15 protein-coding genes are annotated in these 11,852 nt (G+C 60.3%); 6 read left to right on the plus strand and 9 right to left on the minus strand.

The window, feature by feature from the left end:
- Positions 1-407 precede the first annotated feature (407 nt).
- Positions 408-1,142, plus strand: a complete 735-nt coding sequence (locus C2E15_RS14090; RefSeq protein WP_245912275.1) for a hypothetical protein — start codon at positions 408-410, stop codon at positions 1,140-1,142.
- A 132-nt stretch (positions 1,143-1,274) separates the two neighbouring features.
- Here C2E15_RS14090 and C2E15_RS14100 read toward each other — a convergent pair whose 3' ends face one another.
- Complete coding sequence (locus C2E15_RS14100) at positions 1,275-3,527, minus strand: heavy metal translocating P-type ATPase (RefSeq protein WP_104957927.1); 2,253 nt, start codon at positions 3,525-3,527, stop codon at positions 1,275-1,277.
- Between the two features lie 80 nt (positions 3,528-3,607).
- On the opposite strand from C2E15_RS14100, the gene cadR reads away from it, so the two are divergent.
- Positions 3,608-4,042: a Cd(II)/Pb(II)-responsive transcriptional regulator gene (cadR, locus tag C2E15_RS14105; protein WP_104957928.1), complete on the plus strand. Its 435-nt coding sequence runs from the start codon at positions 3,608-3,610 to the stop codon at positions 4,040-4,042.
- A gap of 46 nt (positions 4,043-4,088) precedes the next feature.
- Positions 4,089-4,547 carry an acyltransferase gene (locus C2E15_RS14110; protein ID WP_104957929.1) on the plus strand — a complete coding sequence of 153 codons (459 nt, stop codon included), beginning with the start codon at positions 4,089-4,091 and terminating at the stop codon, positions 4,545-4,547.
- Between the two features lie 73 nt (positions 4,548-4,620).
- Here C2E15_RS14110 and C2E15_RS14115 read toward each other — a convergent pair whose 3' ends face one another.
- From C2E15_RS14115 to C2E15_RS14125, 3 genes are all read right to left on the minus strand, one after another.
- Positions 4,621-5,553, minus strand: a complete 933-nt coding sequence (locus C2E15_RS14115; protein ID WP_104957930.1) for a DMT family transporter — start codon at positions 5,551-5,553, stop codon at positions 4,621-4,623.
- The gene (locus C2E15_RS14120; RefSeq protein ID WP_104957931.1) at positions 5,553-6,119 is read right to left on the minus strand and encodes a TetR/AcrR family transcriptional regulator; all 567 of its coding nucleotides are present in this window, start codon (positions 6,117-6,119) and stop codon (positions 5,553-5,555) included. The genes C2E15_RS14115 and C2E15_RS14120 overlap by 1 nt, the downstream gene beginning before the upstream one ends.
- Before the next feature lie 71 nt (positions 6,120-6,190).
- A complete protein-coding gene (locus C2E15_RS14125) occupies positions 6,191-7,093 on the minus strand; it encodes a LysR substrate-binding domain-containing protein (RefSeq protein WP_104957932.1) in 903 nt (300 codons plus the stop codon).
- A 101-nt stretch (positions 7,094-7,194) separates the two neighbouring features.
- On the opposite strand from C2E15_RS14125, the gene C2E15_RS14130 reads away from it, so the two are divergent.
- The 3 genes from C2E15_RS14130 to C2E15_RS14140 are packed head-to-tail and all read left to right on the plus strand — an operon-like array spanning position 7,195 to position 8,392.
- Positions 7,195-7,497, plus strand: coding sequence for a carboxymuconolactone decarboxylase family protein (locus C2E15_RS14130; protein ID WP_104957933.1), 303 nt, complete (start codon positions 7,195-7,197; stop codon positions 7,495-7,497).
- On the plus strand, positions 7,497-7,886 hold the full coding sequence (locus C2E15_RS14135) for a tautomerase family protein (protein WP_104957934.1): 390 nt from the start codon (positions 7,497-7,499) through the stop codon (positions 7,884-7,886). The genes C2E15_RS14130 and C2E15_RS14135 overlap by 1 nt, the downstream gene beginning before the upstream one ends.
- Positions 7,883-8,392, plus strand: a complete 510-nt coding sequence (locus C2E15_RS14140; protein WP_104957935.1) for a DUF4865 family protein — start codon at positions 7,883-7,885, stop codon at positions 8,390-8,392. The genes C2E15_RS14135 and C2E15_RS14140 overlap by 4 nt, the downstream gene beginning before the upstream one ends.
- A gap of 16 nt (positions 8,393-8,408) precedes the next feature.
- Here C2E15_RS14140 and C2E15_RS14145 read toward each other — a convergent pair whose 3' ends face one another.
- From C2E15_RS14145 to parS, 5 genes are all read right to left on the minus strand, one after another.
- Positions 8,409-8,816 (minus strand): DUF2000 domain-containing protein, encoded by a 408-nt coding sequence (locus C2E15_RS14145; RefSeq protein WP_104957936.1) that lies wholly within the window; start codon positions 8,814-8,816, stop codon positions 8,409-8,411.
- Between the two features lie 35 nt (positions 8,817-8,851).
- Complete coding sequence (locus C2E15_RS14150) at positions 8,852-9,712, minus strand: AraC family transcriptional regulator (RefSeq protein WP_104957937.1); 861 nt, start codon at positions 9,710-9,712, stop codon at positions 8,852-8,854.
- A 77-nt stretch (positions 9,713-9,789) separates the two neighbouring features.
- Entirely contained in the window at positions 9,790-10,557 is a 768-nt protein-coding gene (locus C2E15_RS14155; RefSeq protein ID WP_104957938.1) for a hypothetical protein, read from the minus strand.
- A 43-nt stretch (positions 10,558-10,600) separates the two neighbouring features.
- Positions 10,601-11,074, minus strand: coding sequence for an RES family NAD+ phosphorylase (locus C2E15_RS14160; RefSeq protein WP_104957939.1), 474 nt, complete (start codon positions 11,072-11,074; stop codon positions 10,601-10,603).
- Positions 11,074-11,526 carry a type II RES/Xre toxin-antitoxin system antitoxin gene (gene parS, locus C2E15_RS14165; RefSeq protein WP_104957940.1) on the minus strand — a complete coding sequence of 151 codons (453 nt, stop codon included), beginning with the start codon at positions 11,524-11,526 and terminating at the stop codon, positions 11,074-11,076. The genes C2E15_RS14160 and parS overlap by 1 nt, the downstream gene beginning before the upstream one ends.
- Positions 11,527-11,852: the final 326 nt, after the last annotated feature.

The following is an 11,852-nucleotide window of genomic DNA, read 5'->3' on the forward strand; positions in this document are numbered from 1 at the left end:
AGGCGGCTACTGCTGACTGCTGACTGCTGACTGCTGATCACGGCGTTATAACCGATGCCACAGTGCTGCAGGAAAATGAGTTCGTCGGCACGCTGGAGACGTTTTTCGAGATCGCGCGGCGGGCAAGGTATTTCGTGATCCATGAGAACGATCTAACGGCGCTGATGCAAAGATGATAAGCGCGCCTCAGCTGGGGCGCCCTTCTAAAAACGATCGGGTGGAGAGGCGTAATAGAATACCCATTAGGGAAATAGGCCCGGAGCTGCTTGTAGGCTCAGTTGGCACCCGATCACCAGCTACCAGCTGGATTTCATTTTTATCATTGACGCACTATATCTTTATATTTATCTGTCCCGGGAAAACTGGCAAGTTAAATTTATTTTCATCTATCTAAAGGGAATTTTGAGATGAGTAGTTATAGGGAAATAGCACAGCGGATCGCAAAAATAGTAATTTCACCTGATTCGGTTCTCGGTTTTTGGAATGGTGTTCTGTCAGTACCGACAGATATTGGTTATCTGGCATACGGCTTTATAGATACTGATTCGCGCTCTATTCGGGAAGCGGAACGGATCAGGATGATGACAGCAATACGCTACGGCATTCTGAAAAATCACAATTTCATTAAAACTGTAGAAATCGTTTTTGATACATTCAACAAATATGTCCCGGAAGAAAAACAGAACAGTATTTACAGTAAAACAGGCTTTTCGATCGCTGGTAGAGCCACGACTAATACACTGGTATCCGCACGATTAGCTCAGGCTGTTGCACAAAATGGCGGGGCAAAAGTCCGGTTGCGGGGCGGTATTATCGGCAATATGCTTCTTGCCGGCGGGATGGCTGAACGTAGCATTTATACATCCCAAAAATTAAAAACTTATGCTCCTGAAGTGTATAATGCTCTGCGTGCCCGCAATTATGACCTTCTTTATTTTTTTCTTGAACCTGCTCTGCAGCCTTTTGTAGAGGCACTGCATGTCAAGTGGTCAAACGGAACCCCAGCTTTTAACCAGATCATCGGCGAGGTAGAGAATGAAATCCAAAAAAGAGGCGCTAATCGGGCTCGTAATGAGTTACGCATTCGCTTTTATCGGTGGTTTGCTCGTATTTTTATGCGCCTACTGGTTTTTCCATTTTGAGACCTGGACTGAACGGGCCGTCTATATCGGCCTGACCCTGCTGGTTGTATACATGCTGCTTAAGCTGGTACCCCAAAAATACCGTTAAGCTGTGGGGCCGCCTGAAGCTGCGATGCGCGCCAGAGCGCCGCGCTACTGTCGCAGCAGCCGCAAACCATTCGCTACCACCAGCAGGCTGGCACCGACGTCGGCGAACACCGCCATCCACAGCGTGCCCATGCCTGCCAGCGTCAGCGCCAGAAACAGCGCCTTAATGCCGATAGCCAGTGTCAGGTTCTGGATCAGCACCGCGTAAGTGCGTTTTGCCAGGCGTATAAAGAGCGGGATTTTGCACAAGTCATCATCCATTAGCGCTACGTCGGCGGTTTCAATCGCCGTATCGGTGCCCATCGCCCCCATGGCGAAACCAATACTGGCGCGGGCCAGCGCCGGCGCGTCGTTGATGCCATCGCCCACCATGCCAGTGGTGCCCGCGCGGGTCAGTTTTTCTACCGCCTGCAGCTTATCTTCCGGCAGCTGCTCGCTCTGCACCTTATCAATGCCAAGCTGCGCGCCAATCGCCTGCGCCGCCCAGCGGTTATCGCCGGTCAGCATAACGGTCCGCACGCCCAGCGCGCGCAGCTGCGCAATGGCCTCGCGGCTGCTCGCTTTTACCGTATCCGCCACCGCAAACAGCGCCAACACACGCTCCTCGTCGCAGAGCATGACACCGGTTTTGCCCTGCTGCTCCAGCGTGCGCAGCGCGGCCGTCGTCGCCTCATCATCGCCGACACTCTCCGCCATCAGCCGCAGATTACCCAGGCTGTAGCTTTTGCCCGCTATCACCCCGCGCACGCCGCGGCCCGGCAGTGCGGTAAAGCCAGTCACTGCCAGCCCGGCGCGCGCTGGCGCGGCGGCCAGTAAGGCCTGCGACACCGGATGATCGGAATAGCCAGCCAGGCTCGACGCCAGCGTCTGACAGTGCGCCTCATCAAGCTTGCCCAGCGTGTGAATATCGGTCTGACGCGGCCTGCCGTGGGTCAGGGTGCCGGTTTTATCGAGCGCCAGCCACTTCAGCCGCCGGCCCTCTTCCAGATAGATGCCGCCCTTGATCAAAATGCCGTGGCGCGCCGCCGCCGTCAGGCCGCTGACCAAAGTGACCGGCGTGGAGATCACCAGCGCGCAGGGGCAGGCGATAACCAGCATCACCAGCGCTTTATAGATCCACTCATGCCAGCCGCCGCCGGTAAACAGCGGCGGCAATAGCGCCGTCGCCAGCGCCAGCGCACACACCACCGGCGTATAAATGCGCGAGAAGCGATCGACAAAGCGCTGTACCGGCGCTTTCGCCTGCTGCGCCTGACCAACAACGCGGATAATGCGCGCCAGCGTGCTGTTATCCGCCGTCGCCGTGACGCGGTATTCAATCGCGCCCGCGCCGTTTATCGTGCCGGCAAATACCGTATCGCCCTCGCCCTTATCCACCGGCAGGCTCTCGCCGGTTACCGGCGCCTGGTTGATGGCGGAACGGCCGCTGACGATAACGCCATCCAGCCCGATACGCTCGCCCGGCTTCGCCCTCACCCGGCTGCCCGTCGCGATGCGCGTCGTCTCGGTCTCGCGCCAGCTGCCGTCCGGCTGCTGTACGCTGGCCGTTTCCGGCGTCAGCCTGATAAGAGCGTCAATGGCGTTGCGCGCGCGATCCAGCGATCTCGCCTCCAGCCGCTCCGCCAGCGTAAACAGCACCATCACCATCGCCGCTTCGGGCCACTGTCCCAGCGCCAGCGCGCCGGTGACGGCAATGCTCATCAGGGCATTAATGTTCAGGTTGCCGTTGCGCACGGCGGTCCAGCCCTTTTTAAAGGTATTCAGGCCGCACAGCGCAATGGCCAGCAGTGCCAGCGCCGCCTGCGCCCACGCCGGAAAACCGGTCCAGTGCAGTGCTTCCGCACTGGCGGCGGCGGCGGCAGCCAGCGCCAGCGGCCGCCAGCGCATCGGCTGCGCCTCAGCGGCCGGTTGCGGCTCACCCTCAATAAGCAGTTCCGGCTCGAAGCCCAACGCACGAATGGCGTCCAGAATCGGCGCGCGCGCGTCCGGGGCGTGCGATACCGTCAGTACGCGCTGCATCAGGTCAAACTCCAGCCCGCCGACATCACTCATTGCCCCCAGCTTTTTGCGGATCATCGCCTCTTCTACCGGGCAGTCCATCTGCATGATACGGATGCGGCTACGTTCACCGGCCGCGTCGCCTGCAGGCCTTAACGGTATCGCGTTTTCTGCCGCGCCTGACGCCGCGCGCGGCACGGCCCCGCCGCCCGGCGCAATGGGGGCAAACGCGCTGAAGCGACCGCGATGATTGTTGCCCTGCGCGCCGCCGCAGCCCGATTTATTGCAGCAATTACTCATATTTTTTCCCCTGCCTGTCGCCTATACTGCTATTAAAAACCCTATAGCTACTTCAGGGTCAAGCATCGACGAGGTGAGAGATGAAAACTGGCGAACTCGCCCGGCTGGCGGGCTGTAAGGTGGAAACGGTGCGCTACTATGAGCGGGAGGGGTTATTAGCCGCTCCGCTGCGCGACGGTGACAATAACTATCGGCATTACGACAGCCATCACCTGGAAAGCCTGCTGTTTATACGCCGTTGCCGAACGCTGGATATGACGCATGAGGAGATTCGCGTGCTGCTGCAGACCCGCAGCCAGCCCGATGCCGACTGCGGCGCGGTTAACGCGCTGATCGACCGACATCTGCATCACGTGCAGGAAAAAATTCGTGAACTGAAGGCGCTGGAACAGCAGTTGACCGCGCTGCGCAGCCAGTGCCATACCGGCCGTGCGGCACGGCACTGCGGTATCCTGCGCGAGCTGGAGCAGACAGACGATCTGCAGCCGCTGACCTCGCTGACGCGCGGTCTCTAGCTCCCCACCAGCACAGACTTTTCATCAGCCCGCAGGAGCAAGCGCGATGGTCGACTTTCGACAGGTACAGGTTAAGAATGATGTCATTACTGGCGAGGGCGTGGTGATTTACCAGCCCGCCAATCTCTACGGCTGCACGCTGCAGGACGGGGTTTTCATCGGCCCTTTCGTGGAGATACAGGGCAATAGTGTTGTTGGCCGCGGCAGCAAGATCCAGTCGCACTGCTTTATCTGTGAATATGTCACTATCGGCGAAAACTGTTTTATCGGTCACGGCGTGATGTTCGCCAACGATATGTTTCGCAGCGGGCGGCCCGATCCGGATCGCAACGCCTGGGGGCGTATTACGCTTGGCGATAATGTTTCTGTCGGCAGCGGCGCCACCATCCTGGCCGTTAACATCTGCGATGGCGCGGTGATCGGCGCAGGTAGCGTAGTGACGAAAGATATCGTCCGCAAAGGGGTCTACGCCGGCAACCCGGCGCGTCTGATCAGAATGCTGTAGCAAAGACGACGCCGGGCAACGCGCACTCCGATGCCCGGACAGCGCACAGTAGCCAAACGGCGGATCCCTCTTCTTACCGGCTATCCGCCGTTGCACGCCGGGCGCCAGGCTGCTTCGCCGGCAGGGTAATGATCGCCAGACAGCCGACAATCAGAACCACGCCCGTCCAGCCCGTCGGCGACAGCTTTTCGCCGACCAGCAGCACCGCCAGTAGCGCGGCCACTACCGGCTCCAGCAGCGTAATGGTGGTGGCCAGGCTGGCCGGAATGCGCGCCAGCCCGTAGCCGTAGCAGAGATAGCCGATAAACATCGGCACCAGCGCCATATAGATGCCGACCGCAGCGTTATTCCAGGCGGCCAGCAGCGGCGCGCCGGTCAACAGCAGAACCGGCATCAGCAAGATGCCGCCGCCGCCAAATGTCGCCCCCATCGCCGCGCGCGGCGCCACGTTCTGCTGCATCAGGCGTCGTGCGGACCAGGAGTAGAGCGCGTAGGTGAAGCCAGCCAGTAGCCCCAGCAGGATGCCGACAAGGGCGCGATCCGCTTCGCCGCCAGTGTCGTGGCCGCCGCTTTTCGCTATGCAGAGCAGCGCCATGCCCACCAGCCCGGTGAGCGCCCCGCCCGCCCAGCGCCGGGTCAGGCGCAGGCCATCGAGGCGATATTCAATCAGCGCGGAGAGCAGCGGCGCGGAGCCGATGGAAATCACGGTGCCGACGGTGACGCCGGCAAAACGCATTGAGGCATAAAAAGCGAGCGGGTAGATCGCCACCGCCAGCGCGCCGGTCAGCAGATAGCGCCAGTGCTGCGCGATCAGCCGTCGCTGACGCATAATGGCGGCGGCGGCAATAAGCCCCTGCAGCAGACCGCCGGTGCCCATCGCCACCGCGCCGACCGCCAGCGGGCTGAGTTCGGGGGCAAAGGTGGCGGCCGTCCCGGTAGTTCCCCAAAGGATCGAAGCGAAAAAAATGGCGGCTATCCCCGCCAGACGCTGTTCGGAAGCGGGCATCACAGCGCCTCCATCATCTGCGCGGCCATCAGCTCCGCCTCTCTTACGCAATCACCGTTGCCTTCCAGCCCGGCGCGCGAAATGCTGCCCTCCAGCAAAAAGGCGAAGTGGCGCGCCATCAGTCGGACCCGCGCTGCGTCCCCTGGCAGCAGCGCGGTCAGGTGCGCCACCAGAATCGCTTCGACCTCCTCTTTATGACGTCGCACCGCCTGACGGCCCGGCGCGGCGGCGGGCAGTTCCGCTGCGGCATTCAGCAGGCCGCAGCCGCGAAAGCCATGTTCATAGGCGTATTCCGCATGATCTTCATAGGCCTGAAACACCGCCAGCACCTTTTCGCGCGGCGTATCGGCCGCCTGCAGCCGTTGTTCATACAGCGCCAGCCACTCCTGATGACGTAAGGTCAAATAGGTGGCGACCAGTTCATCTTTCGAGGCGAAGTTGTTATACAGGCTTTTTTTCGCCACGCCGGCGCGTTTGATAATCGCATCGATACCGGTGGCATTAATGCCGTGTTCATAGAACAGCACGCGCGCCGCATTCAGCAATTTTTCCTGGGCGGTGGACATAGCGCCTCTCCTGCAGATAAGTAGGCAGACCAGTCTACCTACTTATCTGCAGGAAGCAACCTTTCAGGCGATTAGCCCGCGGCGTGCGCCTGGCGAAGCGTCACGTTAGCGACCGCCTCGGTCATCAGCGTTTGCAGTAGCCGCTGCGCTTCGGTGGCCTCCCCTGCCGCGCCCAGCAAAGAAACGCCAAGCTGGCCGGGCGACGGCAGCATTCCGTTAAGGGGAACCAGTTCCGACGGCATGCCGACACGGGTGCGCACCGTAATGCCCAGCCCCGCCTGCACTGCAGCCCAAATGCCGCTCAGGCTGTGGCTGATAAATACCATACGCCAGGGGATGCCGGCGCGATCCAGGCTTTCCGTCGCCCGTGCGCGCATTACGCAGGGCGCATCGAACATTACCAGCGGCAGCGGCTCACCGCGCTTTAGCGCCGGGGCGATATCGATGCTTTGATGGCCGATCCATTCCAGCGGCCAGGTGCCCAGAAGCTGCCCGCCTGGCGCATGCTGCTCCGGCTGCCACAGTAGCGCCATATCGAGCGCCTGCTCTTCTATCGCGCGCAACAGCGCCGGGTTACGATCAACGCGCGCCGTGATCTTCACGCCCGGATGTTGGCGGCTGAACGGCCCGAGAATGCCCGGCATCAGCGCTTCGCCGAAATCCTCCTGCATGCCGATGCGTATTTCGCCCTGCAGTAGCTCCCCTTTTACCGCCCGCTGCGCCTCATCGTTTAACGCCAGCAGCCGACGCGCATAGCTGAGCAAAATTTCGCCGCTGGCGGTTAGCGCCAGATGGCGGCCTTTTTTGACCAGCAGCGTGGTGCCGCACTGGCTTTCCAGCTTTTTAAGCTGCGCGCTGATAGCGGAGGTAGAGCGGCAAAGCTTTGTTGCCGCCAGCGCAAAGCTGCCGCATTCCACGCCGGTAACAAAACTGCGGAGCGCATCGGGATCGAGCGAGAGAGGAAGCCGCGTCATCATCATCCTTATTTTCAGGACAGTAACTGCTGAATAATTTGATTTTCAGGATAGTAGCACCGCGCGACACTCCTTTCATGGTTAATCAAAAAGGAAAGATTATGTCGATATCCGCACATTCGGATCGCGAGACGTTGGCGCCCAGGCTTGCCGGGCTGAGCAAAGAGGCGCTGTTTGGCGACATCTGGGCGCAGCCCGAGCTGCCCTGCCGCGAACGCAGCCTGAGTACGCTGGTGACGGCGGCGCCTGGGCGCGTTGAGCAGCTGCTCTGGCATATCCGCTTCGCCGGGCAGAATGGCGTCAGCCGCGCCGGGATAACGGAGCTGATTACCCATCTCGCCTTCTGTGCCGGATGGCCCGCCGCCGTGCCGGCGCTGAACTGCCTTGAGCAGGAGGAGCAATAATGCCATTTACCCGTATTACGCTGCGCCAGGGCTACAGCGACGCCGGGCTGACGCTGATCTCCGATACGCTGCATCAGACGCTGGTTGAAACCTTTGCCGTGCCGGCAGCAGATCGTTTTCAGGTGATTGAAGCCCTGCCCGCCGGGCGGCGCGTGTTTGATGCGCACTACCTGAGCGGCACACGCGACGAAGATTTTATTCTGTTTCAGCTGGTGGCGGGCAAGCCGAGAACGCGCGCGCAGAAGCAACAATTTTATCGCCTGCTGAGCGAGCGGCTGCACGCGCGGCTGGGGATCCATCCGGATAATATTATGGTGATTATGCAGTTCAACAGCGCGGATGAGTGGAGTTTCAGCAGCGGCAAAATGCACCAGCAGGAGGCGATATGATAGTGATGCAATATCGTTATACCCTGCCGGCGAGCTATGACATGGCGATAATCGAGCAGCGTATCGCGCAGAACGGTGCCCGGCTCGATGGCTTTCCCGGCCTGCTGTTCAAGGCCTATCTCTACGCACGCGTCGATCGGGGCGCCCCGGAGAACCGCTATGCGCCGCTCTACCTGTGGCGCGACGCCGATGCCCTGCGGCGCTTTTTACACAGCCCCGGCTTCGCCGCGCTGACGCGCGATTTCGGCTGGCCGGTGACAGAAACCTGGCTAACGCTGCACGCCCCGACATGGGCGGAGCTGGCGACAAAACGCTACGCCCGCATCACGATCGGGGAGATACCGCCGCACAGCGATTTACCGGCGATGGCGCTTAGCGGCATGCTCTGCGCCTGGGATGTCAGCCGCTGGCGGCTTCTGCAGGTTGATTTTAGCGATGAGCCGCCCGTCGGGCCGAACGCGGGCGATTACCGTATCGGCTATCTGGCTGGCGAACAACGCAGGTAAAGGCACCCGGCGGCGTTTAACCGTGCAGCGCCAGCCCTTTTATCGCTTTCTCTACCGCCTTTTTCGGGCCGCGCAGCGCCAGCCCGACCAGATTGAGGTTGTCGGCATCCTCCGCCAGAAACGCCTGACGGTTGGCCTCATCGTGGCCGGTAGAGAACATTGCGTGAACATAGGGGATCAGGGTCAGCTCGCGCTCCAGTCCTTTGCGGTGCGCGCCCTGCAGCTGGGGGAGATCCGCCGCGAACACCAGCATCGGCTGCCCCAGCATATTGCCGTAATGGCGGCCTTTGGCGTCGACATAGGGCGCGCCCATCATCTCCGGCGCGGCGGCGGCGATGCCGCTGGCGAGAAACGCCGCCACATTCAGCCGCTGCCATACGGCCAGGTCATCACGAATAATCAGTGCTACTTTGGTATCAAACATCGGTCAACATCCCTCTGGGTTAATCACAGAGAGCATCATCCGGAAAAGGGGCGGCGTCCGTATAGAACATTTGTGCAGCGTTGCTGATAGGCGGCCGGCGTCATGCGGTAGGCGCGCCGGAACCAGCGCCCCAGATGGCTCTGATCGGCGAAGCCGACCTGCACCGCGGCACGGGCGGGATTAACGCCCTGCGCCAGCAGCACGCGGGCGCTGCGCAAGCGCAGGCGCACCAGATAGGCGTGCGGCGACTGTCCGAACGCTTTCTGAAACTGGCGCGTCAGGCGAAAACGATCGATACCGGCATAGCGTGCCAGATCGTCCAGCCCGATATCCTGCGCCATGGCATCATGCAGATAATCCCTGACGCGCTGCATCTGGCGGGCCGCATCATCGGGCAAGAGAGCGGATTGGACGCTAAGGTGGCGCGCCAGCAACGCGATCAGCCGGTCCAGCCCCTGATCGCGCGCCAGCCGGCCTTCGCCGTTATGCACAGCATTAAACGCCTGCTGGATCGCCATATTCAGCAGGCGATCTTCGGTCAGGGTGTGGCGAAACGCCGCCTGCAGCGTCGAGATATCGCCCAGCCCGCGACGATCCAGCGCTGCGGAAAGCCAGCGCTGCGGCAGATAAAGCATACTGTAGGTAAAGCCTTCGGGATCGGGCGCATGGCCGTCATGCACCGCGCCCGGCTCAATCAAAATCACCTGTCCGGGAGTGCTGGTATGCAGGGTGCGATGGCAGTTAAACCGCTGCAGCCCTTTTTGCGTTACGCCGACCAGCATCTCATCGTGATCGTGCGGATCGTAGGCGTGGCCGCAAAAATGGGCGTGGACGCTTTCGATCCCGGTCTCGCCATCCCGCTGCAACTGCACCCAGTCGCTGGTTGATATCGACATAGTCTTTCCCGTCAAACGCTGAACCTGATCGCCTCAGCGCAGTATACGGCCCGGCGGCAAGATTAACAGGGAAGATGTCAGCGGCAGGGGCGCGCGAAAACCACATGCCGGGTTTTCATCGCGCTGACCCACTGCACAGGCGCCTGCTGGTAAACCACGCGCCTGACGCCCAATTGTTCCAGCGCAGCGGGCGTATAGGAGAACCATTTTTCAGGGAACTGGTGCTGATAGTTTTTTTCCAGCTGGGGGCAAAAAGGCATTTTTTCATTTACGCCGATCCGCTGATAAAAGCGTCGCTCCCGGCGCTGCAGCGCTTTCACATCCGGTAGCTGGAAGAAGGCTTCCCTGGTCAGGCTGGCACCGTGCAGATCAAGCGCAAACTGCGACGGCGGGCTGTTAATGCCGCCGTGCCATAACAGGTAGCTCTCCGGGCCGATATATTTTCTGTAGGCGGCGGGGAAAAGGTAATTTGCGCAGGCGGAGGCGCATACGGTGCGCACCACCAGATCGAGCTTTTTGCGCTGCAGCAGCGCGCCGATGGTTAACGCCGAGGCGGTATCGCCGCCCATGCTGTTGACCGAAATGCGGCTCACGTCGCCTGACCGCAACATCTTCTCAATAACCGATGCGCTCTCTTTTTGGATCAGGCCGTCAAAATAGAGGGTCTGCCCTACCAGGCGGATAGCGGGTGGAGAGAGAAAAGGTTTTTCATCGGGAATATCGATGCCTTCAGCGGCGAACAGCGCGGCGGGAAGCAACAGCAGGCTGCCAATCAGCCCCCTTAAACGGCGAGCCGCCGGGGCCGTAGTCTGATGAAAAAAACCGCCTTTGTCGCCAAAAGACATGCCACAGCTTCCCTGACAGATGAAATGAGAGCGTTAACGCCTTTTACTTCAGGGCGAAACGCGCATCAAAAAAGAAGGGTTCAACTTTAACGGTTTTCAGTGCATCCAGCGCGGCCGGATGCTGCGGATTATAGAGTGCGTTCCATTCGCCGGTCAGCGTGCTGGGCACCTTTAACACCAGACCATTGTCGGGATCGCTTAGCCAGCCGTCGCCCAGCGCTTTGGTGGAACGCGGCGCCGGATCGCTCTGCCAGTCTGGCGGCAGCGCGGCCTTATCCAGCTCGGCAATCAGCTCTTGCGGGATTTCCAGCGACAGCATTGCATAGCGCTGCGACAGATCGGCAACGGAGAGATGCACCAGCAGCTCCAGCGCGCACAGCGCCCGGCTTGACGCCAGATAGACGCAGGGTACCCCGATCGAATTCCAGCGGCCGCCGTAGGTGCGCGCGCCGAAGCCGTCAAAAGCGCTGCCGGCGTAGACCGACTTCACCAGCCGGTAAAACGGGACGGTTTTCATCAGGTGATGACGCTATGCTCAATCTGCCCGATCAGATTAATGACCGCTTCCGCGCCGGCGACGGTCGACGTCATCTCCGACGGTTTTTTCCCGCCTAAGCCTTTCGCCGGCGTATCGAGCCATTCCGCCGCGCGCTGCATATTGCCGTCGAATAGCTTGCTGGCGGCGGAAAGCACACGCATCAGCATGTAGATGCGGCCGCTTTGATCGGCGGAAAAAGTCTGTTCGCTGCTTTTGGTGCGGCGCGCATAGGTATTGCGATCGATGCCGGCCAGCCGGCACAGGCGCGCCTCGTCGAAAGCGGAGAGCGATGCCGCTTTCTTCAGCAGGTCGGCGCTCAGGCCATGCGCAATACGCTCATGCGCTTCAGGCAGGGTTTCCGGCAGGTTAAGCGACAGCAGCAGAGAGCGCTCAACGTGCATTTTACCGGGTCGATAGACGGAAACAGACATGGTCGTCTCTCCTCTGTTCAGATGAGCATAATTTTAGCTCAGTTGAACAGACGTAACAAGCGGCGCGTTTGCCCGCACCCGCATCTTTTCTGAACCGATACGCAAGGCAGGTACGGAATGCGCATCCGCCCGGCACGATAATGCCGCCGACGCGAAACAGAATAAACAGCCCTACCGCTAAATAAACCTGACACTCTCTCATCGTGAGGGGCAATCACCGCCAACATGGCATTTATTTTTTCATCAGGCTTGCCGAGCGCCAATTAATGAGGTTATCTTAACGCCCGTTTAGGCTTCAGCATCTTCTCTGCGACGGCGGTTTGGAG

This window comes from Mixta gaviniae (assembly GCF_002953195.1).
GTDB lineage: Bacteria > Pseudomonadota > Gammaproteobacteria > Enterobacterales > Enterobacteriaceae > Mixta > Mixta gaviniae.

Excerpts from the sequence above, each read along its gene's own strand:
- C2E15_RS14145 (WP_104957936.1), bottom strand. The coding sequence starts at position 8,816 with ATGTTTGATACCAAAGTAGCACTGATTATTCGTGATGACCTGGCCGTA.
- C2E15_RS14090 (WP_245912275.1), top strand. The coding sequence starts at position 408 with ATGAGTAGTTATAGGGAAATAGCACAGCGGATCGCAAAAATAGTAATT.
- parS (WP_104957940.1), bottom strand. The coding sequence starts at position 11,526 with ATGTCTGTTTCCGTCTATCGACCCGGTAAAATGCACGTTGAGCGCTCT.
- C2E15_RS14125 (WP_104957932.1), bottom strand. The coding sequence starts at position 7,093 with ATGACGCGGCTTCCTCTCTCGCTCGATCCCGATGCGCTCCGCAGTTTT.
- C2E15_RS14140 (WP_104957935.1), top strand. The coding sequence starts at position 7,883 with ATGATAGTGATGCAATATCGTTATACCCTGCCGGCGAGCTATGACATG.
- C2E15_RS14115 (WP_104957930.1), bottom strand. The coding sequence starts at position 5,553 with ATGCCCGCTTCCGAACAGCGTCTGGCGGGGATAGCCGCCATTTTTTTC.
- C2E15_RS14160 (WP_104957939.1), bottom strand. The coding sequence starts at position 11,074 with ATGAAAACCGTCCCGTTTTACCGGCTGGTGAAGTCGGTCTACGCCGGC.
- C2E15_RS14100 (WP_104957927.1), bottom strand. The coding sequence starts at position 3,527 with ATGAGTAATTGCTGCAATAAATCGGGCTGCGGCGGCGCGCAGGGCAAC.
- C2E15_RS14110 (WP_104957929.1), top strand. The coding sequence starts at position 4,089 with ATGGTCGACTTTCGACAGGTACAGGTTAAGAATGATGTCATTACTGGC.
- C2E15_RS14155 (WP_104957938.1), bottom strand. The coding sequence starts at position 10,557 with ATGTCTTTTGGCGACAAAGGCGGTTTTTTTCATCAGACTACGGCCCCG.
- C2E15_RS14150 (WP_104957937.1), bottom strand. The coding sequence starts at position 9,712 with ATGTCGATATCAACCAGCGACTGGGTGCAGTTGCAGCGGGATGGCGAG.
- cadR (WP_104957928.1), top strand. The coding sequence starts at position 3,608 with ATGAAAACTGGCGAACTCGCCCGGCTGGCGGGCTGTAAGGTGGAAACG.
- C2E15_RS14120 (WP_104957931.1), bottom strand. The coding sequence starts at position 6,119 with ATGTCCACCGCCCAGGAAAAATTGCTGAATGCGGCGCGCGTGCTGTTC.
- C2E15_RS14130 (WP_104957933.1), top strand. The coding sequence starts at position 7,195 with ATGTCGATATCCGCACATTCGGATCGCGAGACGTTGGCGCCCAGGCTT.
- C2E15_RS14135 (WP_104957934.1), top strand. The coding sequence starts at position 7,497 with ATGCCATTTACCCGTATTACGCTGCGCCAGGGCTACAGCGACGCCGGG.